The sequence below is a fragment of the Pseudomonas sp. NPDC089918 genome (genome assembly GCF_050280605.1).
Classification (GTDB): Bacteria; Pseudomonadota; Gammaproteobacteria; order Pseudomonadales; family Pseudomonadaceae; genus Aquipseudomonas.
The window spans coordinates 63,994-89,659 of record NZ_JBNNVP010000029.1 but is presented as its reverse complement, the minus strand read 5'-3'; the positions used below and the strand labels follow the sequence as shown (position 1 = coordinate 89,659).

General features: G+C 60.6%; 15 protein-coding genes and 2 pseudogenes. 9 read left to right on the top strand and 8 right to left on the bottom strand.

Annotated features, from left to right (window positions below; translation table 11 throughout):
* Both ACQKPC_RS20305 and ACQKPC_RS20300 read left to right on the top strand, forming a co-directional pair.
* A pseudogene (locus ACQKPC_RS20305) lies at positions 1–94 on the top strand (hypothetical protein); the annotation flags it as partial.
* A 440-nt stretch (positions 95–534) separates the two neighbouring features.
* Positions 535–1,293, top strand: a complete 759-nt coding sequence (locus tag ACQKPC_RS20300; protein WP_427626043.1) for a hypothetical protein — start codon at positions 535–537, stop codon at positions 1,291–1,293.
* A gap of 70 nt (positions 1,294–1,363) precedes the next feature.
* Here the strand turns inward: ACQKPC_RS20300 and ACQKPC_RS20295 are convergent, their stop codons facing one another.
* The 4 genes and pseudogenes from ACQKPC_RS20295 to ACQKPC_RS20280 form a co-directional block, all read right to left on the bottom strand.
* Entirely contained in the window at positions 1,364–2,227 is an 864-nt protein-coding gene (locus ACQKPC_RS20295) for a methyl-accepting chemotaxis protein (RefSeq protein WP_427626045.1), read from the bottom strand.
* Positions 2,225–2,449 (bottom strand): annotated as a pseudogene (locus ACQKPC_RS20290) (HAMP domain-containing protein); the annotation flags it as partial. The gene ACQKPC_RS20295 and the pseudogene ACQKPC_RS20290, both read right to left, overlap by 3 nt.
* A gap of 1,057 nt (positions 2,450–3,506) precedes the next feature.
* Positions 3,507–4,886 carry a PLP-dependent aminotransferase family protein gene (locus ACQKPC_RS20285; RefSeq protein ID WP_427626042.1) on the bottom strand — a complete coding sequence of 460 codons (1,380 nt, stop codon included), beginning with the start codon at positions 4,884–4,886 and terminating at the stop codon, positions 3,507–3,509.
* A 297-nt stretch (positions 4,887–5,183) separates the two neighbouring features.
* Positions 5,184–5,945, bottom strand: coding sequence for an SDR family oxidoreductase (locus ACQKPC_RS20280; protein ID WP_427626041.1), 762 nt, complete (start codon positions 5,943–5,945; stop codon positions 5,184–5,186).
* 236 nt (positions 5,946–6,181) lie between these two features.
* Between ACQKPC_RS20280 and ACQKPC_RS20275 the strand changes: the two genes are divergently transcribed.
* Positions 6,182–7,186: an NADP-dependent oxidoreductase gene (locus ACQKPC_RS20275; RefSeq protein WP_427626040.1), complete on the top strand. Its 1,005-nt coding sequence runs from the start codon at positions 6,182–6,184 to the stop codon at positions 7,184–7,186.
* A gap of 139 nt (positions 7,187–7,325) precedes the next feature.
* On the opposite strand, the gene pyrF is transcribed toward ACQKPC_RS20275, so the two are convergent.
* A complete protein-coding gene (gene pyrF, locus ACQKPC_RS20270; RefSeq protein WP_192343951.1) occupies positions 7,326–8,024 on the bottom strand; it encodes an orotidine-5'-phosphate decarboxylase in 699 nt (232 codons plus the stop codon).
* A gap of 292 nt (positions 8,025–8,316) precedes the next feature.
* Between pyrF and ACQKPC_RS20265 the strand changes: the two genes are divergently transcribed.
* From ACQKPC_RS20265 to xopAW, 3 genes are all read left to right on the top strand, one after another.
* On the top strand, positions 8,317–9,075 hold the full coding sequence (locus ACQKPC_RS20265) for a response regulator (RefSeq protein WP_038982042.1): 759 nt from the start codon (positions 8,317–8,319) through the stop codon (positions 9,073–9,075).
* On the top strand, positions 9,075–10,127 hold the full coding sequence (locus ACQKPC_RS20260; protein WP_427626039.1) for a sensor histidine kinase: 1,053 nt from the start codon (positions 9,075–9,077) through the stop codon (positions 10,125–10,127). The genes ACQKPC_RS20265 and ACQKPC_RS20260 overlap by 1 nt, the downstream gene beginning before the upstream one ends.
* A 232-nt stretch (positions 10,128–10,359) precedes the next feature.
* Entirely contained in the window at positions 10,360–11,208 is an 849-nt protein-coding gene (gene xopAW / locus ACQKPC_RS20255; protein WP_427626038.1) for a XopAW family type III secretion system calcium-binding effector, read from the top strand.
* A gap of 395 nt (positions 11,209–11,603) precedes the next feature.
* Here xopAW and ACQKPC_RS20250 read toward each other — a convergent pair whose 3' ends face one another.
* Positions 11,604–17,999, bottom strand: a complete 6,396-nt coding sequence (locus ACQKPC_RS20250) for a retention module-containing protein (protein ID WP_427626037.1) — start codon at positions 17,997–17,999, stop codon at positions 11,604–11,606.
* 591 nt (positions 18,000–18,590) lie between these two features.
* Between ACQKPC_RS20250 and ACQKPC_RS20245 the strand changes: the two genes are divergently transcribed.
* From ACQKPC_RS20245 to ACQKPC_RS20235, 3 genes are all read left to right on the top strand, one after another.
* Positions 18,591–19,949: a TolC family outer membrane protein gene (locus ACQKPC_RS20245; RefSeq protein ID WP_427626036.1), complete on the top strand. Its 1,359-nt coding sequence runs from the start codon at positions 18,591–18,593 to the stop codon at positions 19,947–19,949.
* A 142-nt stretch (positions 19,950–20,091) separates the two neighbouring features.
* The gene (locus ACQKPC_RS20240; protein ID WP_427626035.1) at positions 20,092–22,251 is read left to right on the top strand and encodes a type I secretion system permease/ATPase; all 2,160 of its coding nucleotides are present in this window, start codon (positions 20,092–20,094) and stop codon (positions 22,249–22,251) included.
* A 223-nt stretch (positions 22,252–22,474) separates the two neighbouring features.
* Positions 22,475–23,839: an HlyD family type I secretion periplasmic adaptor subunit gene (locus tag ACQKPC_RS20235; protein WP_007905140.1), complete on the top strand. Its 1,365-nt coding sequence runs from the start codon at positions 22,475–22,477 to the stop codon at positions 23,837–23,839.
* A 114-nt stretch (positions 23,840–23,953) separates the two neighbouring features.
* Here the strand turns inward: ACQKPC_RS20235 and ACQKPC_RS20230 are convergent, their stop codons facing one another.
* Entirely contained in the window at positions 23,954–24,547 is a 594-nt protein-coding gene (locus tag ACQKPC_RS20230; protein WP_427626034.1) for a tRNA-uridine aminocarboxypropyltransferase, read from the bottom strand.
* A 4-nt stretch (positions 24,548–24,551) separates the two neighbouring features.
* A complete protein-coding gene (locus ACQKPC_RS20225) occupies positions 24,552–25,445 on the bottom strand; it encodes a LysR family transcriptional regulator (protein ID WP_008013540.1) in 894 nt (297 codons plus the stop codon).
* Positions 25,446–25,666: the final 221 nt, after the last annotated feature.

Sequence of the window (25,666 nt, the reverse complement as noted above, 5' to 3'; positions counted from 1 at the left end):
CGTGCTGGTCAAAGGCCTGCATGAACTGGGCTGGATGGTCGAAAACCCGAAAGCATCGATGTATGTCTGGGCCAAGATTCCCGAGGCTTACGCACCGCCGTGAAAGGGCGGTGTCCTAGGCCACTAGACGAAGGGGACACACGTACAACATTCACTCCCTACCGCGTTTCGCTGTGTGCTTTACGCTGTAAGTGGCGCGCATTCTATGGATGGATTGAGGGGTCGTCAACCCCCAGATATAAATTTATTTAAATCAATGACTTCGCCCTGCTTTCAGCAGCGATTGAGGCTTTTCCGTCGACTGACCTTTGGCGCCTATATTCTGGCATCCAGCAAGGCGCTATAGTCCCGGCCCGGATGATGGCAATGTGCACCTCACACGCTATTTACTTATCTATGCGGCGTTACGGCCGATATAAGCAGAGCCATTGCCGATTCAACTCGTCGAGCGACCCTAGGCGCCCAAATGCCAAGCTACTACACTCGACTCGCACGCGAACCCTAATAAAAGAGGTCTTACCGGTGACACCACTCATGATCACCCTGCTAGTCGTAGCCGGGATCGCACTATTGATCGCCATTGGCTACATGAACCATGTGGTGGAGAACAATAAGCTGGAAAAGGCCCGCACCAAGGTTGAACTCAATGACCGTCTGCGTCGCTGCGGTGAAATCACCGAGACCTTCCCCGGTCAGTTGATGACACCGACCCTCAAGCTGCTGTTGACCCGTCTTGAATTGAACGTCTGCCAGCGCTTGCTGAACCTGGAAAAATCCAACAGCACCTTAAAGGCACGGATTGCCGAGCTGAGTGCCCTCGTCGCCCAAGGCGAATCGATCCCGGTCAACAACCCGCCGGCACCGATCCAGACCGAAGCCAAAGCCAAAGACGTGCGATTTTTGCTCGAAGCCCTGCATGGCCAGATCACCCGCGCGGCACAGGACGGTTTCCTGCCGCCCAACGAAGCCAAGCGCTGGGTCCGCGAAGTCCGTCACATCCTGGTCCTGCTGCACATCGAATTTTTCAACAACCTGGGCCAGCATTCTCTGCAACAGAACCAGCCCGGCCAGGCTCGTCTGGCCTTCGAACGCGGCGTGCAATACCTGCGCAAGCAACAGGAACCGCAGATTTACGCTGAACAGCTGGAATACCTGGAGAAACTCCTGGCCCGCGCCAACGCCCAGGTCATGGACAAGATCGCTCCGGTGGAAGGCGAGATGAACCAACTGACTGAAGGCCTCAAAGACGTCGAGGCTGACGCCGACTGGAAGAAAAAAGCGATCTACGACTGATCATGCCAATGCTGAAAAGCCACCGGGTCAGGTGGCTTTTTTTTGCGTTGGGATTGATGGAGGGCAGCCCCTACAACCTGAAGTGCCCCACCATCCCCTTCAGCTCACCTCCCAGCTGCGCCAACTCAATACTCGACGCAGCATTGCCCTGCATCGCCAGCGACGACTGATCCGCACTGGCGCGGATACTGGTGACACTGCGATTGATCTCCTCGGCCACTGAACTCTGCTCTTCCGCAGCCGCTGCGATCTGCTGGTTCATCTGCTGAATCAGCGACACCGCTGCCGCAATGCTTCCCAACGCGCTCTCGGTTTGCAATGCATCGCTCACCGCCAGTTTCACCAACTCGCCACTGCTCTGAATCTGCTGCACCGACGACTGCGCCGCCGAGCGCAAGGCACTGACCAGCCGTTCGATTTCCTCGGTTGATTGCTGGGTTCGCTTGGCCAGCGCCCGAACTTCATCGGCCACCACCGCAAAACCCCTGCCCTGCTCGCCGGCCCGCGCTGCCTCGATGGCCGCATTGAGCGCCAACAGGTTGGTTTGCTCGGCAACGCTTTTGATCACGCTGAGTACCGTGCCAATGTTCTGGATTTCCGCACTGAGGCTTTCGATGCTGGAACTGGCCGAGGTGGCCGAGTCCGCCAATTGTTCGATCCGCACCATGCTCTGACGCACCACCTGCTGACCGCTCTCAACCTTGCCATCGGCAGTCTGCGCCGCCTGAGCAGCCTCTTCCGCGTTACGTGCGACGTCATGCACCGTCGCGGTCATCTGATTCATCGCGGTGGCGACCTGCTCGGTTTCTTCCTTCTGGCTGCTGACCTCAAGGTTGGTCTGTTCGGTTACCGCCGACAGCGATTGAGCAGAGCTTGCCAACTGTTCGATACCGGCCTGCAAACCACTGACGATACTGCTCAGCCCTGCGCCCATTTGCTGCATGGCTTGCATCAACTGGCCGATCTCGTCACAGCGGGTCACTTCAATCGTTGCACTCAAATCGCCCGCGGCGATTTGTTGAGCAACACCAATTACGCTGCGCAGTGGCGCGACGATCAACCGGGTGATCACCCACGCAGCAATCAGCCCCACCAGCAAGGCCAGTGCCGAAGAACCGATGATCAACAGCGAGTTCTTTTTCAGCTCTGCCTGCATCGACAGGTCTTCGGCAACGTAGGCTTGATCCACCCGTTCCACCACTTGAGCGGCGCGCTGGTGGAGTTGCTCGTAGACGGTTTTTTCCTCTGCCAACAGTCCGGTGTACTCGGCGAGTTTTTCACTGAAACCGGCGATGTGACCGGACACTTCATTGAGGACAGTCTGATAGCCCTCGTCCTTGATCGTAGTTTTCAGTTGCTCGGCCTGAGTCAGCGCCTGATCGGCCTGCTCGATCTTGCCCTGCCCGCCGCTGTCGTCGCCCTTGCGGCTCTGGTCCAGGCGTACGCGTGCTTCGTTCATGGCCTGCAACATCAGCCGTGCAACCTGGCTGACCTGATTGGCTTGTTCGATGAATTGCGCGCCGTCCTTGCCCTCGGATTCCTTCAAGGTATAGGCACCATCATCGGCGAGCCCGGCCTGCAGCACGTCCAGGTTATTGGCCACGCTGGACACCGACCAACTGGCCATTTCCAGCGCCAGGTCCTTGGCCTGACTCAGCGAGACGAACTCGTCAAAAGCCTTGCGATAGGCCCCCAGAGATTGTTCGACGTCATTCATGATCGGCACGTTGGCCGCTGACTGGGCCTTGAGCTGGGTCGCCAGAGCGATCAGAGCGTCCACCCCGGCGCGCAAGGCGTCCGCGGTTTTCGGATTACCGTGCAAGGCGTATTCCTGCTCGAGCAGGCGAACCTTGAGCAAACCGCTGTTGAGCGACGACATCTGCTTGAGCCCGTCGAAGCGCTGACTGATGGTTTGCAGGGACCATACGCCGATGGCCGCTACCAGTGCGGTCAACAGCAGCACCAGTACAAACCCGACACCCAGTTTTTTCGCCATACCGAGGTTGGCAAAACGTCCTTGCACGGCCGAAATCATTGCGCTTAGTCCCCTGCCATTGTCTGTTGATGCAGATTCGCAACGGGCTTGTGCCAACACAAGTCTCTGGCTGCGGAATAATGGCAAAAAGCTACGCCCGCGTCGCTTTCAGAACGCTCGAGGTCGATCCTCAGGGTCTGTTGACGTTTGGCAGCGCAACGCGGTTCGTCACCAAACGTCAACAGACCCTGGCGGTGGCCTGAAAAAATGCCCGGGCGCGAGGATCACAGGCATAAGCTATGTTGATCCGCTGCCAGTCATGAGCCTGGCCGGTCGGACTGAACGCCGTCGGGCAAGACAGCAGGACACCGAAGCGTCGAGCCTGAGTGCGCACCTGAGCATAGTCAGCGTTGCGCGATCGCGCCCAGATGAACAGGCCGCCAACCGGTTTGCCGAAAACCTCCCATTCCGCGTCTTCGAGGACCTGCAAGGCTGCGTCCCTGCCAATACTTAAACGCTGGCGCTGACGCTGCACCAATTTGCGGTAGGCACCGCTGGCCAACAGACTCGCCAGCACCGACTCGCTGAACCGTGAAGCGCCCATGCTGCTAATCATCTTGACCTGCGCCAGTCGCGAAATCACATCGGCACTGGCCACTACAAAGCCAACCCGCAACGAACTACTGAGGGTTTTGGAGTAGCTGCCGACGTAGATCACGTTGTCATCGATGCCCAGTGCCGCAAGGCGCGTGCCGGGGCCGCCGTGAAAATCCGCATAGACGTCGTCTTCGATCACCCGCACGCCATGGTTTTTGGCCAGTTGCAGGACCTGCTGAGCCACCCCCGGGGTCAAACTGCTGCCAGTGGGGTTGTGATAAAAGCTGTTGATGAACAAGCCACGGGGTTTGTACTTCAGCAGCACTGCTTCGAGTGCTTCGGTGTCTGGTCCGCGCGGGGTTCGTGGCACCTCGATCATGCTGACCCCGTGCAGCCTGAGCAGATCGAACAGCATCGAATAACCGGGACTCTCCACCACCACGCAATCGCCCGGTTTGAACAGCGTGCGCACAATCAGATCGAGCCCATGACTGGCCCCTGCCGTGGTCAGTATTCGGCTTTCATCCACCTCGATACTCAGTTGTTTCAACCGCTTGAGGATCTGCTGGCGCAAAGCAGGCAGGCCCAGCGGCGTGCTGTAGTTGAACAACCCGGCCATGTCGGTGCGGCTGACCTGGCGTATGGCGTAGCTCAGGTCGTCAGTCTCGCGCCAGCTTTCGGGCAGGCCACCGCAACCCAGTTTCAGTTCCTCGACATGGCCGCTTTGCTTCTCCTCAACCCCTTCGAACCAGGGAAGATCGCGTTGCTCCTGAGCGGCCAGCACCGTTGCCGCGACAAAGAAACCCGCCCCGTTACGCGTCTCCAGTACCCCTTGAGCCACCAGCCGTTCACAGGCCTCGACGACACTGGATTGACTGAGCAGATTGATCCGCGCGATTTGTCGCACGGAAGGCAAGCGCCCCCCCGGCGTCACCTCGCCGCGACGGAGCCAGTCGGCCAATGCGTCGACGATTTGCTGCACGACAGGCACCAATGCCTCCCGATCGATTCTCAACTCCATGAGCAAGCAAACTCCTGTCCGTTTTGCGGGGAACAGTTAATCACAGGAGCGCACCAGGGGATGTGCGACAACGCCGCCAAAACCCTCAGATCTAATCATTTGAAACACATTGATCGGCGTCTTCACGGAACCGGCGTCAATGTGTGTAGTGCTGAGAAACCTGTGGCGAGGGAGCTTGCTCCCGCTTGAGGGCGTAGCACTCACAAGATTTTGGGGCCGCTACGCAGCCCAGCGCGAGCAAGCTCGCTCGCCACAAAGATTGTGTTTGCCTGAATCCCTGTGGCGCGACCTAAAACATTAAAACGCCGTGACCCCACCATCCACCGCCAGCGAATGACCGGTGGTGAACGCCGCGCCGTCGCTGCACAGGTACAGCACCGCGCTGGCAATTTCTTCGACCTTACCGATACGCCCGACCGGGTGCATGGCATTGGCGAACTCGCCCTTCTTCGGGTCCGCTTCGTAGGCTCGACGGAACATGTCGGTGTCGATCACTGCCGGGCACACCGCATTCACGCGAATCTTTTTCTTGGCGTATTCGATGGCCGCCGATTTGGTCAGGCCGATCACCGCGTGTTTCGAGGCGGCGTAGATGCTCATCTTCGGCGCAGCGCCCAGGCCGGCGACCGAAGCGGTGTTGACGATCGCGCCGCCGCCCTGGGCCAGCAGCAACGGCAACTGATACTTCATGCACAGCCAGACGCCTTTGACGTTGACGCCCATGATCGCGTCGAACTCATCGACTGTGCCGTCGGCCAGTTTGCCTTTCTCGATTTCGATGCCGGCATTGTTGAAGGCATAGTCGAGACGACCGTAGGTATTTACCACCTCGTCCATCAGATTTTTTACATCGCTTTCCACAGTGACGTTGCAGCGCACGAAGGTCGCTTCACCGCCGGCGGTGCGAATCAGCGCCACAGTGCCTTCACCACCGGCCGCGTCCAGATCGGCGACCACCACTTTCAAACCTTGGGCGGCGAACGCCAAAGCGGTCGCGCGGCCAATACCGTTGGCCGCGCCTGTCACAACGGCAACCTGGCCAGAAAACGTCATGCTCATTGTTATGTCCTCGGAGGGAAGAATGCAGGGGATCGCGTGTGGCCAGTCTAGTCATAGGGGCGTATGGCGCGGCAGCACTATCAGAAGGCCGGTTGGGCACCCATGAGTTGCAGTGATAGAACCACTGCCATGACTATCACCGCACTGGATCGATGTGCATTCGCAGCGTCAGCCAACCTTGCAGCATCGCCCATGAAGGTCTATCAACAAGACTTCATTCATCTTGAGTGCCTGTCATGACTACCCAGACCAATCGCCAGTTTCTGCTCGCCAAACGTCCCGTGGGCGCGGCCACCCGCGAGACGTTCACCTATCAAGAAGTACCGGTCGGCGAGCCGGCGACGGGTCAGATCCTGGTCAAGAACGAGTACCTGTCCCTGGACCCGGCCATGCGTGGCTGGATGAACGAGGGCAAGTCCTACATCCCTCCGGTCGGCATTGGCGAAGTCATGCGTGCGTTGGGCGTAGGCAAAGTCATCGCTTCGAACAATCCGGGGTTTGCCGTGGGGGACTACGTCAATGGCGCCCTTGGTGTGCAGGATTACTTCCTCGGCGAGCCGCGAGGTTTCTACAAGGTCGATCCGACACTGGCACCGCTGCCGCGCTATTTATCCGCGCTGGGCATGACCGGGATGACCGCCTACTTCGCCCTGCTCGATGTCGGCGCGCCGAAAGCCGGCGACACCGTGGTGCTATCGGGCGCGGCCGGTGCGGTGGGCAGCATTGCCGGGCAGATTGCCAAGATCAAAGGCTGCCGGGTGATCGGCATTGCCGGCGGCGCGGACAAGTGCAAATTCCTGATTGACGAGCTGGGTTTTGATGGCGCCATCGACTACAAAAACGAAGATGTACACGCTGGCCTCAAACGCGAGTGCCCGAAAGGCGTCGACGTGTATTTCGATAACGTCGGCGGCGATATTCTCGATGCCGTGCTGAACCGGCTGAACATGAAGGCGCGGGTGGTGATTTGCGGTGCCATCAGCCAGTACAACAACAAAGAAGCGGTCAAAGGCCCGGCCAACTACCTGTCGCTGCTGGTTAACCGCGCCCGGATGGAAGGCTTTGTGGTGATGGATTACGCCGCACAGTTCGGTGCTGCCGGGCAGGAGATGGCCGGCTGGATGGCCAAGGGGCAGCTCAAGAGCAAGGAAGATATCGTTGAAGGACTGGAAACGTTCCCGGAGACGCTGATGAAGTTGTTCAGCGGCGAGAATTTCGGGAAGTTGGTGTTGAAGGTTTAACCCATACCCTGAAATGACCACAAAACCAATGTGGGAGCGAGCCTGCTCGCGATGGCGGCGGATCAGCCAACATTCATGTCGACTGACACTCCCTCATCGCGAGCAGGCTCGCTCCCACATTTGGATCTTCAGTGTTTGGTTAAGCGAGCTCTGCCACTACATCGGCCAACGCCTTCGCCGGATCCGCCGCCTGGCTGATCGGACGACCGATCACCAGATAGTCGGAACCAGCCTCCAGCGCCTGACGCGGGGTCAGGATGCGGCGCTGATCGTCCTGGGCGCTGCCCGCCGGACGAATCCCCGGGGTCACCAGTTGCAGCGACGGGTGCGCGGTTTTCAGTGCCCGGGCCTCCAGGGCCGAGCAGACCAGACCATCCATCCCGGCTTTTTCCGCCAGCGCGGCCAGGCGCAGCACCTGCTCCTGCGGCTCGATGTCCAGACCAATACCCGCCAGATCCTCACGCTCCATGCTGGTCAGCACGGTCACGCCGATCAACAGCGGTTTCGGGCCGCTGCGCTGATCGAGCACTTCACGGCAGGCAGCCATCATGCGCAGACCACCGGAGCAATGCACGTTGACCATCCATACGCCCATTTCCGCGGCGGCCTTGACGGCCATGGCGGTGGTGTTCGGAATGTCATGGAACTTGAGGTCCAGGAACACTTCGAAGCCTTTGTCGCGCAAAGTGCCGACGATTTCCGAGGCGCAACTGGTGAACAGTTCTTTACCGACTTTGACCCGGCACAGCTTCGGGTCCAGCTGATCGGCCAGCTTCAGTGCGGCGTCACGGGTAGGGAAATCCAGGGCGACGATGATAGGCGTCTGGCAGGCGGACATGAGTGGGCTCTCAGGCAAGTCGAAATCGGCGCGCATTGTAGCGGAACCAGCGCCGCTGCGGGACCCGGTGATCGGTAATTCGTCGTCGCGGCTTAGACAAGACTAGCTCCTGCGGCAATTGTGTCGAGTTCGGTACACACACGACACGCCCACAACACCCTTCAGCGCTACCCTCGGCAACCGCAACAGGTCCTACAGCACTTCCCGCCTCACGGCCGGACGCCTATGCTGAAGCCACAACCTCGCAGCCTATCTTTGTGGTTGGCAGCCTATCTGGCAGATGAACGCACGCATGCACAACTCCCCAGCACCTCTGAACGACGATCAAAAAGCGCCGGCCGACGATAAACGCTGGAGCATTCGCGCCCTGATCGTCGACGATGACGTCCCGATCCGTGAACTGATGATCGACTACCTGGCCCGGTTCAATATCCACGCCAGCGGTGTCACCGATGGCGCCGCCATGCGTCAGGCGCTGCAAGCCGAGCATTTCGACGTGGTGGTGCTCGACCTGATGCTGCCCGGCGAAGACGGTTTGTCGTTGTGCCGCTGGTTACGCGCCGAATCGGACATCCCGATCCTGATGCTCACCGCCCGCTGCGAACCCACCGACCGGATCATCGGCCTGGAACTGGGTGCCGACGACTACATGGCCAAGCCATTCGAGCCACGGGAGCTGGTCGCACGGATTCAGACCATTCTGCGTCGGGTGCGCGACGACCGCACCGAACAACGTGCGAATATTCGCTTCGACACCTGGCGCCTAAACAGTGTGCTGCGCCAGTTGATCGCCGCCGATGGCCTGGTGGTGCCGCTGTCCAATGCTGAATTCCGTTTGCTCTGGGTGTTCATCGAACGTCCGCGCCGGGTACTCAGCCGCGAACAACTGCTGGACGCCGCCCGTGGTCGCTCGATCGAAGCGTTTGATCGCAGCATCGATTTGCTCGTCTCGCGCCTGCGCCAGAAACTGGGTGATGACCCGAAAGCCCCACAGCTGATCAAGACCGTTCGCGGCGAGGGTTATCTGTTCGACGCACGAGACATCGGCTGATGCGTGCGCGCTTCGATACGCTGTTCGGCCGCCTGTTTGGCGTGCTGCTGCTGGCGATCGTACTGGCGCACCTGTTGGCGTTCTTCTGGTTCAGGCATTACGGTCCACCGCCTCCCCCTCCTCCGCCGTCGGAATTTTCCGAGCGCTTCGACGGGCCACGCCCACCACCAGACCCGCGCTTCGGCAACCGGCCGCCACGGCCGTGGTTCGGCGGGCCGCTGGTGCCGCTGACCTTTCAGTTTGTCTCGCTGATCATCGCCGCCTGGTACGGCGCCAAGCTGCTGACCCGCCCGATTCAACGTCTGAGCGACGCCGCCGAGCGCCTGAGTGAAAACCTCGATAGCCCACCGCTGGATGAGTCGGGCCCACGGGAAGCGCGGCAAGCGGCGCACACCTTCAACCTGATGCAGAAGCGCATTCTTGAACAGGTACAGCAGCGCTCGCGGATGCTTGGCGCGGTGTCCCATGACCTGCGCACGCCGCTGTCGCGGCTCAAGCTGCGGCTGGAACAGATCGACGACGACAAGCTGCAAGGCCAGATGCGTCAGGACCTGAACGACATGATCAGCATGCTCGACTCCACTCTCACCTACCTGCACGAACAGCGCACCAGTGAGGCACCACAATGGATGGACGTGCAGGCGCTGGTGGAATCCCTGAGCGAAAACGCCCAGGACCAGGGTTCCAATGTCCAGGCCAGCGGCCATTGCGCGCCGTTGCAGGTTCAGCCGATGGCCCTGCGCTCGTGCATCAATAACCTGCTGGACAACGCCCTGCGTTATGCCGGGGACGCGCTGATCTCGCTTGAGGACAGTCGCGAGGAACTGGTGATCCGGGTCATCGACCATGGCCCGGGTATCGCGGCGGATAAACGTGAAGCGGTGTTTGAGCCATTTTTTCGCCTGGAAGGTTCACGTAATCGCAACTCCGGCGGCGTCGGCCTGGGCATGACCATCGCAAGGGAAGCAGCGGAGCGGTTGGGTGGGCAGTTGAGCCTGGAAGAGACTTCCGGTGGTGGTTTAACCGCCGTCATTCGCCTGCCCCGCCTCTAAATCACACACAAATCCAATGTGGGAGCGGGCTTGCTCGCGAAAGCGGTGTGTCAGGTTTAAAACGTAAAGGATGTCTCCGGTTTCTACCCGAGCAAGCCCGCTCCCACAGGATCTGAGCCAGGCCAATATTCGTGTGTACCAATCGGTACAAATCCCACATACCCACGACAACTTGCCCCTTGAGGCTGGATAAGCCGGTGTACCCACCGGTTTCCAATAAGGAGTGAGCCTAATGATCGGTAGTATCAGCAGCAACTACACGAGCTATACCAGCACCAGCAGCACCTCCACCAACAGTGCCCGCAGCCAGCAATTTCAGAAAGAACTGCTCGCCAAGCTCGACAACAACAGCGATGGCGCGGTGGATCAGGACGAGCTCACGAGCGCCCTGTCACAGAAAACCGATGACGGTTTGCTGGTCAGCCTGAGCAAGAACTTCAGCGACCTGGACAGCGACGAAAGCGGCAGCCTGAGCAGTGAGGAAATGGCCGCGATGGCCCCTCCACCGCCACCGCATGATCAGGCACCGAGCACCGAACTGGCCGATGCGCTGATCAGCGCTCTGGACACTGACGGCGACGGCGCTATCAGCAGCGATGAACTGAGCAGCGGCCTGAGCAATGCCGGCAGCACGGCCGACAGCACGGAAATCTTCTCGGCCCTGGACAAGAACGAAGACGGCACCGTCAGTCAGGACGAACTTGTCGCCAGCCTGACCCCACCGCCTCCACCACCTCAGCAGGTGTCCAGCGAAGAGCTGTTCAGCCAGCTCGATACCGACAGCGACGGCAGTGTCACAGCCACCGAACTGAACAGCGCCCTGGCCAGCGACAGCACCTCGTCGACCAGCACCGACACCAGTGCCGCACTGCTCAAGATCCTGGACAGCGACAGCAGCGGTGGCGTGAGCAGCGATGAACTGAAAACCGCCCTGCAAGCCGGCCGCGAGCAGAACACTGACAGCTCCACCAATCAGTTCAACGTGACCGAAGCGCTGAACAAAATGATCGCCAACCTGAGCAAGCAGTATTCGCTCGACAACGTGGCGACCGTGGGCAAATACCTGAACGAGGCGACCTGAGTCAAAAGCTTCGCGAGAGTTTGTGGCGAGGGGGCTTGTCGGAACGCCGCATCGCCCCGTTCGGCTGCGCAGCAGTCGTAAAACCGGCGAGTGCGGTTTGCCTGAAAATCCGCGATTGCAGGTTTTGGGGTCGCTTCGCAACCCAACGGGGCCAAGCCCCCTCGCCACAGAAAGCCCCCTCGCCACGGGTTTTATGTCGATCATGAGTAATGCGGTGTTGATAGGGGCGTCATCGCGAGCAGGCTCGCTCCCACAGAGGGAATGCAGTCAACTGTGGGAGCGAGCCTGCTCGCGATGGCTGTTCTGCAGGCAACACATCCTCTGATGCTCAAAACACCCACCATGAAAAACCCGCCCTCCCGTGCAACCGGAATGGCGGGTTTTGTCGTTTCAACTCACACGGTATCCACCTTCAACGAATGGTCATTGAGCATGCCGTTGATGATCGTCGCCGTATCCGCGCCGCCGGCAATCACCCCGCCCGCCCCGGGGGTGACGCCGTAGTGGCTGGCCAGGTTCACGCCGGCAAGGTCGATGGTCTGGTTCGGCGTAGCGCCGGCCATGGCGCTGACGTCGATGCTGGTGATGACCGATGCGCCGCTGCCGCTGACAGTGAAGTGCAGGTAGTCATCCAGCGATGCCGCGGTGCCGTTTTCTCCTTGCAGCAGTTGCGACAGGTCAAGTTTGTCGGTGCCTGGGGTGAAGTCGGTGATGACGTCGTGGCCGCTGTTGCTTTTGAGCCACTGGAAGGTGTCGGCGCCGCTGCCGCCGGTGAGGGTGTTGTTGCCCAGGCCACCGATCAGGAAGTCGTCGCCGCCCCCGCCGTTGAGCGCATCGTTACCCAAACCGCCGTTGATGATGTTGCTGTTGTTGTTGTCACCCATGAGGCTGTCGTTGAAGTTTGAGCCGGTGAGGTTTTCGATGCCGGTCAGGGTGTCGGTGCCTGCGCCGAGGGTGTTTTGCGCGGTGAGCTGGCTCAGGTTGACGGTAACTCCGGCGGTGGCGTGGGCGTAGCTCGCGGTGTCGTTGCCGGTGCCGCCATCGAGCAGGTCGTTGCCCGCGCCGCTGAACAGCAAGTCATTGCCGGCGCCGCCGTGCAACTCGTTGTTGCCTGAACCTGCGCTGAGTACGTCGTTACCGTCGCCGGCATTGATGACGTTGTTGCCAGCCCCCGCCACCAGTACGTCGTCCCCCGAGGTGCCAGTCAGCGTATGGCCATCCTGATAGCTGATGGTCACATTGGCCGAGTCGCTGCCGCCATGGTTGTCGTTGACGGTGTAGGTACCGTGAAAGTCCGGCGTGGTTTCGTGGGCTCCGGCGTAGTTGACGGTCATGGTCAGTTGGTAATTTTCCGACCCCTTCCCGCTGTTGCCCGGACCACCGTCGTCGATGTTGGTTATGTGAATCTGGTATGTGCCGTCCACCAAGGCGGTGATGGTCTGGCCGTCGGCGATGGCAATGAAAGCGCCGCCGTTGACCGAGTACTCCATGGTGATGTGGCCGGCCGCCAGGTTGTGGTCCAGGTTGAGGGTTTCACCCTGCTTGAGGTTGACGGTGATCTGGTCCTCGTCGTTGGTATTGTTGTTGCTGACCGACCCCAATGCCCCGCTGACCACCAGCACCGCGGTCATGGCTGCCGTATTGGCGACGAATGCGCTACGGGCGATGGTCACTGCCTGGTTATTTCCGGTGAAGCTGAAGTTCGAGTTGGTACCGGTGAAGTCCGCGCCCTTGGTCAGCCAACCGGTGTTGAAGGTGGTTGGCGATGCAGTGAGCGCATCGCCATTGACGTCGCTGTCATTGGCCAGCAGCAGCTCGCCCGGCACCACAATGCTGCCCGACAGCACGTTGGTGATGACATGGTCATCGACCGCCACCGGTGGCGTGTTCGGAATCACGTTGATCACCAGCGTGGAGCTGGCCAGATCGCCGTCGTTGTCGCTGGCAGTGAAGCCAATGTGTTCGGTGATCGTCACGGCCGTGGTTTTCTGCGAGAGGTAGGTGTACTCGCCGGTGTCGAGGTTCACCAGCAGCGTGCCGCTGTTGTCGGTGGCGATGCTCAAGGTGTTGTTGGCGGTGTTGAAGGTGCCGTGGTTGACGCCGCCGCTGAAGATCAGCGAACCCTGATTGCTGTTGCCTTTGGGGTCATAGGTATAAGTGGTGCCATCGACGGTGATGGTTTTGATGAAGCCGCCATCGGCGCCGAACGTACCGCCCTCGCCCTCGCCCAGCAGCAAGCCGGTGACCGGCGCGCCTTGCACGGTGCCCGAGAGTACCGAGTTGAGTTGATTGAGGTCGGTCACTGCCACGGCATTGGTGTCGGTGTGCGTGCTGCCGTCATAGGCCACTGGATCGAGGCTGTCATTACTGACGCCGCTGCCCAGGCCGATGGCGTAGTTTTTGATGCCATTGGCGTCGAGGAAGGCTTTGAGCGCGGTCTCGTCCGCGGTGCCAATGTCGCCTTCATTGGGTTTGCCATCGGAGAAGAAGTAGCCGACGTTCTGCGCCCCTATGAGTTTGCCCGAGGTATCGAACGCGGTTTGCATGGTCGCCACGGCCACGTCGTAGTTGGTCCCGCCACCCGCCGTCAACGTCGCGATGATCGACTTGGCCGTCGCCACATCGACCCACACCGAGGTCTGGTCCGTGGCGCTGCTGCTGAAGGTGACGATCTGTACCTTCACGTCGCCCAGATTGTCGTACTTGTCGAGCAGTGCGCTGATCGCCTGTTTGGCCAGGTCCAACCGCGACAGGCCCGATACGCCGGAGGGATCGTCCATGCTCCCGGACACGTCGATCACCAGCAGCAGGTTGGAGTCGATCTGCACCGCGGGCACCGAACGGTCCGAGGCGACGGTGTTAGACGGCACGTCATCGACGATGCTGACCACAAGGGTGCCGGTGGTGCTGTTGCCCAGCGAATCGGTGGCGGTGTAGGTGAAGCTTTCGTTCAGGGTGTTCGCGCCGTCGTTGGCGTTGGGCGAAGTTTTCGGCGCCGAGGTCAGGGTGTAGGTGTAGCTGCCGTCGGGGTTGAGCAGGATCTGCCCGTAGGTTCCGGTGGCGCTGCCGACCAGGGTGTAGGTGATTGCGCCGGTGGCGCCGGTGACCGCACCGACCAGCGTACCGGAGCCGGTTTCACCGGTGTGGCCAGGCTCGCTGCCGGTGACCGTGCCCGCTGCCAGGTCTTGGCCATCCTTGGTCAAATCCAGGGCTTTTTCGTAGACGGTCACGTCGGTATCGGGGACCGTTACGAGGCAGTTGTTGTGGACGTCGATGGTCAGGGTGGTGGTGCTTTCATCGCCATCGGCATCGCGCACGGTATAGGTGAATACATCCGTGGCGCCTGGCTCGCCGACCGAGTTCGGGTTGCTGTGGTACACGGCGTTGCCGTTGGCATCCAGAGTCAGGTAGCCGTAGGTGCCGTTGATTTGCGTGTTCAAACCGCCGATGGCCGAAGTCGAAGTGTCGCTGCCGGCCCGCACGCCGACCACTGCACCGCCCAATGCAGGGCCGTCAGCACCGAGCACATCGTTGTGCAACACGTTGCCGCTGACCGTACCGCCCTCTACCACCGCGACTGAATCGCAGTAAGCAGTCGGCACGTCATCGACGATGGTGATCACGATGGTACTGGTGACGCTGTTGCCTAGAGAATCGGTGGCCTGATAGGTGAAGCTTTCGCTCAGGGTATTCGGTCCGTCGTTGGCATGGGGCGTAGTCGCGGGTGCGGACGTCAGGGTGTAGGTGTAGCTGCCATCCGGGTTGAGCAGGAGTTGCCCGTAGGTGCCGGTGGCGCTGCCAACCAGGCTGTAAGTGATCGCGCCAGTGGCGCCGGTGATGGAACCGACCAGCGTGCCGGAAGCGGTTTCACCAGTGTTGCCTGGGTCGCTGCCGGTGACGGTGCCCGCCGCCAGGTCCTGGCCATCCTTGGTCAAATCCAGCGCTTTCTCCTGAACCGTCACGTCGGTATCGGGAGCCACTACCAGGGAGCAGTTGGACACGTCGATGGTAATGGTCGTGGTGCTTTCATCGCCGTCGCCATCGCGCACGGTGTAGGTGAACACGTCCGTAGCGCCCGGCGCACTGACCGAGTTCGGATTGCTGTGGTACACGGCGTTGCCGTTGGCATCCAGCGTCAGGTAGCCGTAGGTGCCGTTGATTTGCGTGTTCAAACCGCCAATGGCCGAGGTCGAGGTGTCGCTGCCGGCGCGCACGCCGACCACTGCTCCACCCGACGCAGGGCCGTCAGCGCCAAGCACATCGTTGCCCAATACATTACCGCTGACCGTCCCGCCCTCCGCCACCGCGACTGCATCGGCATGAGCGGTGGGTACGTCATCGACGATGTTGATCACGATGGTGCTGGTGACGCTGTTGCCCAAGGGATCGGTCGCTTGATAGGTGAAGCTTTCACTCAGGGTATTCGGCCCGTCGTTAGCGTGGGGCGTGGTGGTTGGTGGGGAGGTCAGGGTGTAGGTGTAGCTGCCGTCGGGGTTGAGCAGGATTTGCCCATAAGTCCCGGTGGCGCTGCCGACCAAGGTGTAAGTGATCACACCAGTGGTGCCGGTAACCGAGCCCACCAACGTACCGGAGCCGGTTTCACCGGCATTGCCCGGCTCGCTGCCGGTGACGGTGCCCGCTGCCAGGTCCTGGCCATCCTGGGTCAGATCCAGGGCTTTTTCGTTAACCGTCACGTCGCTGTCGCTGGCCGCTACGAGGGTGCAATCGGCCACGTTAATGGTGATGGTTGTGGTGCTTTCATCGCCATCAGCATCGCGCACGGTATAGGTGAACACATCCGTGGCGCCCGGCGCGCTGACCGAGTTCGGGTTGCTGTGGTACACGGCGTTACCGTTGGCATCCAGAGTCAGGTAGCCGTAGGTGCCGTTGATTTGCGTGTTCAAGCCACCAATAGCCGAAGTCGAGGTGTCGCTGCCGGCGCGCACGCCAACCACCGCACCACTGAGTGCCGGGCCATCGGCGCCACCGATATCGTTGTCCAGCACGTTGCCCGAGGCCGTTGCGCCCTCGGCTATCGTGGCGAGATCAGGGTTGGCGGTGGGTAAGTCATCGACGATGTTGACGTTGATCTGACCCAATGCCGTGCTGCCATCGACGTCGGTGGCAACGACGTTGAGGTTCTCGGTGATGCTGTTGGTGCCGTCCGCGTTCGGGTGGGTTTCGTTATCCGTCAGGGTGTAGCTGTAGCTGACTACGCCTGTGGTGCTGTTGAAACCGGTGATGGTCAGCGTATTGCCGAGCGCAGTGACAATCGATTGCGGGAAGCCGGCGGCCACGCCATCGGTGACCACCGCGATGCCGCCCACGGTCAGGGTTTGCAAACCGTCGAGGGCGGTGACGGTGAAGGTGCCGCCCTGGGTCAAGGCTGGTGTGTTGGGGCTGGTGCCGTCGCTGAGGTTTTTCTCATAAACGTTGAGTTCGCCGCCGTTGACGTTCAGGCCATCGAGGGTCACCGGGTCATCGTTGTTGTGAATCTCCAGCACCAGGTTCGCGGTGCTGGTATCGCCGTCGGCATCCGTCAGGGTGTAGGTGAAGGTTTCCGTAGCGCTGCCGCCGCCGTGCAAGGCTTTGAAGTCGGCGTCGCTGGTGTTCAGGGTGTAGGTGTACGTGCCGTTGGGGTTGAGCACCAGCGTGCCGTAAGTCCCGTTGAACGTACCGCCGATGATCGGCCCGCTGTCGGGGCCGGTGGCAATACGGTCGGCGCCCTGGAGGTCGTTGGGCAGCACGCTGCCGGTCAGGGTCAGCAAGGTTTCCGAGGCAGTATTGGCGTTGGTGTCGTCGATCGCTTTGGGCACATCGTCGGTGATGTTGACGTCCAGCGAACCGGTGGCGGTATCGCCATTGCTGTCACTCGCGACCACGGTGAACTGTTCACTGAGGTTGTTGGCGCCATCGCCAGCCGAGTGGGTTTCGTTGCCGACCAGGGTGTAGCTGTAACTCACTACGCCGGTGGCCGGGTTGTAGCCGGTAATCGTCAGGGTGTTGCCCAATTGAGTGGTGATCGACTGCGGAAAACCGGCGGGCACACCGCCACTGATCACGTTGATCCCGCCGATGTTCAGGCTGGTCAGCCCATCAGCAGCAATGACTGTGAAGGTGCCGTTTTGAGTCAGCGCTCCGGGGTTGCTGGCCGAACCTTCCGCCAGGTGGGCTTCATTGAGGGTGAGTTCGCCCCCCGACGCCGACAGGCCAATGAGGGTAACCGGGTTATTCGGCGCGCCTGCCCCCCCCGCACCACCTGCGCCGTTGTCGCCGTTGTCGCCGTTGTCCGGATCCCGGCGCTCCAGAGTGAATTCGGGAATACCGTTGAAGCCCGCAGTGGGGAAACCAATGATGGGATCGACCCGGCCCGCCACTTCCTCCAGCAACACAAAACTGTGACCGCCGCCCAATCCACCCGGCGCGCCCGAGCCCGGCCCGGCGGCGGTAGCTTCGCCTGTTTGAGTCGGGTCGGCGCCGGCGGCAATGGCTTTTTGCAGCTGCTCGACATCAGTCAATTGCGCCTGGCTCGGCGTCACCACCTCAGAGGTCTCCACGTGCGGGACCTGATGCGCCAGTAATTGGGCCGTCATCTGCAGGCTGCTGTCACGCCCCAGGGTCAGCTCCTGGCCATTTTGCAGTTGCACCGCCACCGCGCCTTCGGCCCCAGTGACCAGTTGCTCGCCGGCAAACAGCCGATCGCCCTCGACCAGGGTGCGTCGGGTGCCATCACCCGCCACTGCGTATACCTGACCGATGACCTTACTGACGATACCGATGAGCGTTGCCATGTGCATTTCCTCCGCTGCCAACTGCTGTCGGCATCCTGTTTGCGCGAAGAACGTGCCCATGGTTCAAGCAGGTTGGCCTGACGGATCATTTGCCGAGAAAGCGTTTACCTGACGTAAACCACTGCCTCCCGACACTTTCGCCAGGCGTGTCGCTCGCAAGGGGAATTTCTGGATCGGGATAAAACCCTGTGCAATCAACGGCATCGGGGTCCACTTCCAAAATAACCGCCCTGCCAACGATGCGTAACGGTTTTGAATCACTTGAGCGACAAAAAATTGTCGCCCCTAAACCGTCTCGCTTCCCTCCCCTCCAGCACTTCTTCGCTCTGTGTCGAAAAGTGAATTGAACTTTCCTCAAGCCCTTCGATGCTCCTGAGAGCTCATAAACAAAGGCTTTCGCATTGAACAATGTGCTGGATTTTTCAGAGCGCATAAGTTTTTTTCAGCATAAGCGTTATGAGAAATCCTTCTTAGCTTCGCGTCAGGATGTTCTTAGCTCTGTTGTAACAAGGGTGAGACGGTTTCACTTAAAAATAACGTCAAATATTTGGCGACTCACTAAGTACCATCAGGAATCAGGGAGAGGCATCCATGCGCGTTTTAACCCCCCTTTGCAGTGCGATTTTGCTGGCCATGGCCTGCACTTCTCAGGCTCAGGCGATGTCATTGACCGAGGCGATCCAGAGCACCATTGCGACCCACCCGGAACTGGCGTCGCGGGTCGATGCCCGGCTCTCGGCCGACGAGCAGATTAAAGTCGCCAAAGGGGGCTTTTATCCATCGGTGGACTTGAACGCCGGCTACGGGCGCGGGTACAGCGATAACACCACCACTCGGGCGCAGGGCAATCACCACACCGAAATCCTCAACTACACCCAATCGGAACTGCGCCTGCGGCAGATGCTGTTCGACGGTTTCAACACCTCCAACGAAGTCGCGCGCACCAAAGGCGTAGCCAACTCGCGAGCCTATTACGCTCAGGGCACCGCCCAGGATCTGGCCCTGCGCACCGTCGAGGTGTACCTCGAAGTGCTCAAGCGTCGCGAACTGGTGACCCTGGCCAAGAACAACCTGCAAGCGCACATGCGGGTCAATGATCAGATAGGCCTGCGCACTCAGCGTGGGGTCGGCAGCAACGCCGACTCCGACCAGTCCACCGCTCGCCGGGCACTGGCGCAAAACAACCTCGACACCGCCGAAGTCGATCTGGCCGATGCCGAGACAAATTTCTACAGCGTCGTGGGGCGCATGCCCGATGAACTCGAAGCACCGCCATCGACCCGCGGCGAATTGCCCGCCACCCTGCCGGAAGCCCAGCAGAGCATGGTGGAAAACAATCCATACCTGAAATCCGCCCAGGCCGATGTGCAATCGGCCGAGAGCCAGTACGAAGTCGCCAAGTCGCCGTTCTACCCGCGTTTTGACGCTGAAGCGGCGGTGGGCGCGAATAACAATATTCAGGGTGACGAAGGCCACGACAACGAATGGCGAGTGGGTGTGGTGATGAACTACAACCTGTTCCGCGGTGGCAGCGACAAGGCCCGGCTGGCCTCCGATGCGCACCAGATCAACCAGGCGCTGGACATCCGCAACAACGCCCTGCGCCAGCTCAACGAGAACATCCACCTGGCCTGGAACGCCATGCTCAACGCCAAGAAACAAACTCCGACCGCCCGTGAGTACGCCGAAACCACCACCCGTGTGCGAGCCGCGTATCAGGATCAGTTCGGCCTGGGTCAACGGACCTTGCTCGACGTGCTCGACAGTGAAAACGAGCTCTACAACGCCAACCGCCGCTACACCGAAGTGCGCTACACCGAGGAGTTTTCGATGTACCGCGTGCTGGCGAACATGGGTCAGTTGCTGAGCAAACAACGGGTGGTGCTGCCTGCCGATGCGATCGCCGCCACCGAAGTGAAAAACGAAGCTCGCTTGCCTGAACTGAAATGAAGTAGCTCAACGTGACCAATTGTGGCGAGGGAGCTTGCTCCCGCTGGGTTGCGCAGCAACCCCGAACACCGATTGAAGATGAAGACAGTGTGAGTGCTGCGCACTCAAGCGGGAGCAAGCTCCCTCGCCACAGGCGATCAATATGACCAGCATGGAAACCGGCAACACGGGTGTCGATCCGCGTCTGAGCTTCGATGACCCGCTTCTGGACGGTCTGTTGATTCTCTGCAAACTTCATGGCGCGACGGTCAGTCGCGCCAGCCTGAGTGCCGGGCTGCCAATGGCACACCAACGTTTGAGCCTGGACTTGCTGCCGCGCGCAGCAGCCCGGGCCAGTTTGCAGGCGCGTGTGCTGCGCCGTGAACTGGGGGAAATTTCCGCGCTCAACCTGCCCGTGATGCTGATCCTCAACCATGGTCGCTGCGCAATCTTGCGTCGCTTCGGCGATGACGGTCAGGCGCTGATTCTGCCGAGCGAAGCCGACGGCGGAGAACAATGGGTCAGCACGGACGAGCTGACCGCCAACTACAGCGGCCAGGCCCTGTTCGCTCGGCCGCGGCATGAACTCGAAGACTTGCGCGCGCCGTTGGTGCCGCGAGTCGAAGCGTGGTTTCGCGACACGTTGAAGTTGTCGAAGTGGCTGTACAGCGATGCGATTCTGGCGAGTTTCCTGATCAACCTGCTGGGGCTGATGGTGCCACTGTTTGTGATGCAGACCTACGACCGAGTGGTGCCAAACCAGGCCACTTCAACGTTGTGGGTGCTGTCGATCGGCTTGCTGATCGGCACCGGTTTCGAACTGGTGCTGCGGGTGGTTCGCGCGCACTTGCTGGACACCGCCGGGAAGAAAACCGACGTGATTCTTTCGGCGACGTTGTTCGAACGCATCACCGGCATGGCGATGAAAGCACGGCCAGCAACCATCGGTGGTTTCGCCCAGAGCATTCATGATTTTCAGGGCCTTCGGGAATTTCTCACCGCCGTCACGCTGACCAGCCTGATCGACCTGCCCTTCGCGGTGCTGATGCTGGTGGTGATCGGCCTGCTCGGTGGCTGGCTGGTGGTGATTCCGCTGTTGGCATTCCCCATCACGATCATTTTTGCCATGGTGATTCAGGCACGTCTGCGCGACACCGTGCAGAAGAGTCTGAGCCTCGGCGCCGAACGCCAGGCCCTGCTGATCGAAACCCTCGGCGGCCTGGAAACCCTCAAGGCCTGCAGCGCCGAAAGCGAACGCCAGCACAAATGGGAAAGCACCCACGGCGCCCTCACCCGCCTCGACAGCCACGCGCGCAACCTCTCGGCGCTGGCCACCAACGGCACGTTGTTCATTCAGCAGTTCTGCGGCATGGCGACCATCGTCGCCGGGGTCTACAGCATCATTGCCGGCAACCTCAGCGTCGGCGCGCTGGTGGCGACCTACATGCTCGGCAGCCGCGTGCTCGCGCCGCTGGGACAGATCGCCGGGCTGATCACCCGTTATCAGCAAGCACAACTGACCATGAAAAGCACCGATGCGCTGATGTCGTTGCCACAAGAACGTGACGCCAGGCAGCGGCCGCTGGAGCGCACGCAATTGCAAGGCGCACTCGACGTCAGCGGCGTGACGTTCCACTACAACGGCCAGAATGCTCCGGCCCTGGCCAACGTCAGCTTCAGCATGAAGCCGGGCGAACGGATCGGCATCATCGGCCGCAGCGGTTCAGGCAAAAGCACGTTGGCGCGGCTGGTGATGGGTTTCTATGCGCCGGAAGAAGGCCAGTTGCTGCTCGATGGCCTGGACCTGCGGCAACTGGACGTCGCTGACCTGCGCCAACAGATCGGTTACGTCGCCCACGACCTGCCGCTGCTGGCCGGCAGCCTGCGCGACAACCTGACCCTCGGCGCGCGCTACATCAGCGATGCCCGGATGCTCGAAGTCGCCGAACTGACCGGCGTAACCGAACTGGCTCGCCAACATCCCCATGGCTTCGACCGGCCGGTGGGTGAACGCGGTCAGTTGCTGTCGGGCGGTCAACGCCAAGCGGTGTTGCTGGCGCGGGCCTTGTTGCTCGACCCGCCGATCATGCTGCTCGACGAACCCACCAGCGCCATGGACAACAGCAGCGAAGACGTCCTGCGGCAAAAACTCCACGGCTGGATTCAGGGCAAAACCCTGCTGTTGGTCACTCACCGCACCTCGATGCTCAGCCTGGTGGACCGGTTGGTGGTGCTGGACAACGGGCGGATCGTCGCCGACGGCCCGAAAGAAGCGGTCATCGATGCATTGCGCAAGGGCCGTGTCGGCTCTGCGACGGTTTAGGGGCACAAACACATGACCTGTGGCGAGGGGGCTTGCCCCCGTTGGGTCGCGAAGCGGCCCCAAAACCATTCACCCCGGTGGAATCAGACAGACCGAGTTGGCAGGTTTTACGACTGCTTCGCAGCCGAACGGGGGCAAGCCCCCTCGCCACAGGAGTGGGAGCAAGTCCCTTCGCCACAGGTTTGTGTTCGGCTTTATTTCTCTTAACTGACGGGTATTGCCCATGTCTGCTCAAACACCGGATTCAGCGGCCCGAAGCTACCTCGGCAGTTTCAGCAAAAGTGCCGAAAGCGAATTCATGCCGGAAACCGCCGGCGCCTCGTTGCAGGATTCGCCGCGCTGGTCGCGGATCACCGTGTGGCTGGCGGCGGCGCTGCTGATCACCTCGCTGGTCTGGGCCAAGTTCGCCGTGTTGCAGGAAGTCACCACGGGCGAAGGCAAGGCGATTCCCTCGAGCAAGATTCAGGTGATCCAGAACCTGGAGGGCGGCATCGTCACGGAAATCTTCGTGCGTGAAGGGCAAATGGTGAACAAGGGCGACACGTTGCTGCGCCTGGATGACACGCGATTCCTGTCGAACAAAGGTGAAAGTGAAGCGGATCGTTATGCACTGACTGCGCAGGTCGAACGGTTATCGGCCGAAGCGGAAGGCCGGCCGTTCAAGCTGTCTGCGGAAGTCATCGCCAAGGCGCCACAAGTGGCCGAGGACGAACGCTCGCTGTACGAACAACGTCAGCGCCGACTGGCCAGCGAACAGCGCACGCTGACCGAACAACTTCGGCAGAAAACCCAGGAGCTGGCGGAATTCCGTTCTAAACAGGGGCAGTTCAGTTCCAGCCTGGCGCTGCTGCAACAAGAGATGAACATGTCGGCACCGCTGGTGGGCACCGGTGCGGTTTCGCCGGTGGAAATCCTGCGGCTCAAACGCAGTGCGGTGGAAATCCGCGGCTCGCTGAACGCTACGACCCTGGCGATTCCCCGTGCCGAATCGGCGATCAATGAGATCAAAAGCAAGATCGACGAGTCCGAACAATCCTTCCGTTCGGACGCGGCAAAAGAGCTGAATGAGAAACGCACCGACCTGTCGAAAATCACCGCCTCAAGCATTGCCATCGACGACCGGGTGACGCGCACCACCGTGGTGTCGCCGGTTCACGGCATTATCAAAATGCTGAAGGTCAACACCATCGGCGGCGTGGTCCAGCCGGGCAACGACATGGTGGAAATCGTGCCACTGGAAGACAACCTGCTGATCGAAGCCAAGGTCCGCCCTCAAGACGTGGCGTTCCTGCACCCGGGCCAGAAAGCCATGGTCAAGTTCAGCGCTTATGACTACACGATTTATGGGGGCTTGAGTGCGAAGCTGGAGCTGATCGGGGCGGACACTATCACTGATGACAAGGGCAACAGCTTTTATCTGATTCAGGTGCGCACCGATAAGAATCACTTGGGCGGGGATGTGAAACCGCTGCTGATCATTCCGGGGATGGTGGCGACGGTGGACATTATTACCGGGGAGAAAAGTGTGTTGGATTATTTGCTTAAACCGGTGTTGAAAGCGCGGACCGAGGCGATGCGCGAGCGGTAGTCAGTGATCGTTCCCACGCTCCGCGTGGGAATGCCGCCCGGGACGCTCCGCGTCCCTTCCCGGATGTGACGCAGAGCGTCACTGGATGCATTCCCACGCAGAGCATGGGAACGATCATCGCCCGTGATTTTTCTGGTAGGTCTCCTCCCCCATCGCCGCAATCTGCCCCTCGATCAATGCCTCGAACGGTTTTAACAACGGCTCAAAACTGACGGGTGACTCAAGCGCCTGCAACGCCTGCACAATCGCCTCCACCGTCGATAACGCCCCAGGCCCCGGAGCCTTGCGCAAGCGATAACGCGACACCCCGCCCTCGGCCAGCGTCACTCTGGGCAACGCCGCCAACAACGGATTGAGGTGCAGCATTTTGCGCGCCTTGCGCCAGGTGCCGTCCGGAACCACCAGTAATAGCGGTTCATCATTGGTGGTGTAAGCCTGCAACGGTTGCGCATCCTCGGCGGGAAACAGCAGCCGCGCCTGATAGCCCGGCTGATTCAACAGCGCCGGCAAATCCTCAAACACCTCGCCAACGATCAACTCGGCATTCTTCAACCCCAACGCGGCCAACCGCGCGGTGTTCAGCGCGTGGTTCACTTCGCTTGGATGCTGAAGCAGCAACACCCGGGTGCGGCTGTCGAGGCTCGGGATCAGCGGGCACAGGCAATGGGTTTGTGGACGCAGGCAACGCGGGCACTGGATTCTGGACATTGTCTTAAGCCTGATTGAGCTGCGCTTTGAGCAGGTCGCGGAAGGTCTGGATCAGCGGTTCGCGGCTGCGGCCTCGGCGCACGATCATCGAGAACGGCGCCTGATAACCGAACGTCGCCGGCAACAGCACGCGTAAATCACCTTTGTCAGCCCAAGCCTGGGCGTAGTGCTCCGGCAGGTAACCGATGTAGGCGCCGGACAGCACCAGAATCAGCTGGGCTTCCATACTTTCCACGGTCGCCGCGCTGTGTTTGAAACCGTGGCGGGCCAGTTCGGCCTGGCTCCAATAGCCGCGACCGACCATGCGCTGCTGGGTGATGACTTGCTCAGGAATACGCCGCTCGGTGAACAGCGGATGGCGACTGCTGCAATACAGCCAGTGTTGCTCGCGGTACAGCGGCATGTAGACCAGACCGCTCATGCGCGTGGAAAAGGCACCGATGGCCAGGTCGAGGCGGTTGTCCTGCACGCCGAGTTGCAGCTCGTAAGGGCTCATGACCGACAGATGCAAATGCACCGCCGGGTGCTCCTGACTGTAGGCACCGATGGCTTCGGCGAAGGGCAAGGCCTTGTCGCTGACGGTGGAGTCGATCACGCCCAGGTTCAAGGTTCCGCGCAGCTCGCCTTTGAGGGCGGCGGCGTATTGTTCGAAACCTTCGAGTTCGGCCAATAGCCGCAGGGTTTCCTGATGGAACAGCTCACCCTTGCTGGTCAGGCTGAAACCACCGCGACCGCGATGGCAAAGCACCAGGCCCAAGGCCGCTTCGAGCTGACTCATGTAAGTGCTGATGGCCGAGGTCGAGAGGTTGAGCTCTTGCTGGGCGTTGGCGAACCCCTGATGGCGGACCACGCTGACGAAGATGCGCAATAGTTTCAGGTCGGGTAAAGCGTTGGCCATGGGGGACTCCAAGCACCTAGATCGTTCCCACGCTCTGCGTGGGAATGCAGCCCGTGACGCTCTGCGTCACATGCAGGAAACAGCTGGACGCGGAGCGTCCGTGGATGCGTTCCCACGCAGAGCGTGGGAACGATCACGCGTAAGAGTCTATCTCCGCCCTCGCCATTAGTTTAGAAAAATCTGAACTAAGTATTTGCCCGTAGCGATTCTTCCCGGTCACT

Coding starts and splice junctions, on each gene's coding strand:
- ACQKPC_RS20300 (WP_427626043.1), top strand. CDS start 535: ATGATCACCCTGCTAGTCGTAGCCGGGATCGCACTATTGATCGCCATT.
- ACQKPC_RS20295 (WP_427626045.1), bottom strand. CDS start 2,227: ATGGGCGCAGGGCTGAGCAGTATCGTCAGTGGTTTGCAGGCCGGTATC.
- ACQKPC_RS20285 (WP_427626042.1), bottom strand. CDS start 4,886: ATGGAGTTGAGAATCGATCGGGAGGCATTGGTGCCTGTCGTGCAGCAA.
- ACQKPC_RS20280 (WP_427626041.1), bottom strand. CDS start 5,945: ATGAGCATGACGTTTTCTGGCCAGGTTGCCGTTGTGACAGGCGCGGCC.
- ACQKPC_RS20275 (WP_427626040.1), top strand. CDS start 6,182: ATGACTACCCAGACCAATCGCCAGTTTCTGCTCGCCAAACGTCCCGTG.
- pyrF (WP_192343951.1), bottom strand. CDS start 8,024: ATGTCCGCCTGCCAGACGCCTATCATCGTCGCCCTGGATTTCCCTACC.
- ACQKPC_RS20265 (WP_038982042.1), top strand. CDS start 8,317: ATGCACAACTCCCCAGCACCTCTGAACGACGATCAAAAAGCGCCGGCC.
- ACQKPC_RS20260 (WP_427626039.1), top strand. CDS start 9,075: ATGCGTGCGCGCTTCGATACGCTGTTCGGCCGCCTGTTTGGCGTGCTG.
- xopAW (WP_427626038.1), top strand. CDS start 10,360: ATGATCGGTAGTATCAGCAGCAACTACACGAGCTATACCAGCACCAGC.
- ACQKPC_RS20250 (WP_427626037.1), bottom strand. CDS start 17,999: ATGGCAACGCTCATCGGTATCGTCAGTAAGGTCATCGGTCAGGTATAC.
- ACQKPC_RS20245 (WP_427626036.1), top strand. CDS start 18,591: ATGCGCGTTTTAACCCCCCTTTGCAGTGCGATTTTGCTGGCCATGGCC.
- ACQKPC_RS20240 (WP_427626035.1), top strand. CDS start 20,092: ATGACCAGCATGGAAACCGGCAACACGGGTGTCGATCCGCGTCTGAGC.
- ACQKPC_RS20235 (WP_007905140.1), top strand. CDS start 22,475: ATGTCTGCTCAAACACCGGATTCAGCGGCCCGAAGCTACCTCGGCAGT.
- ACQKPC_RS20230 (WP_427626034.1), bottom strand. CDS start 24,547: ATGTCCAGAATCCAGTGCCCGCGTTGCCTGCGTCCACAAACCCATTGC.
- ACQKPC_RS20225 (WP_008013540.1), bottom strand. CDS start 25,445: ATGGCCAACGCTTTACCCGACCTGAAACTATTGCGCATCTTCGTCAGC.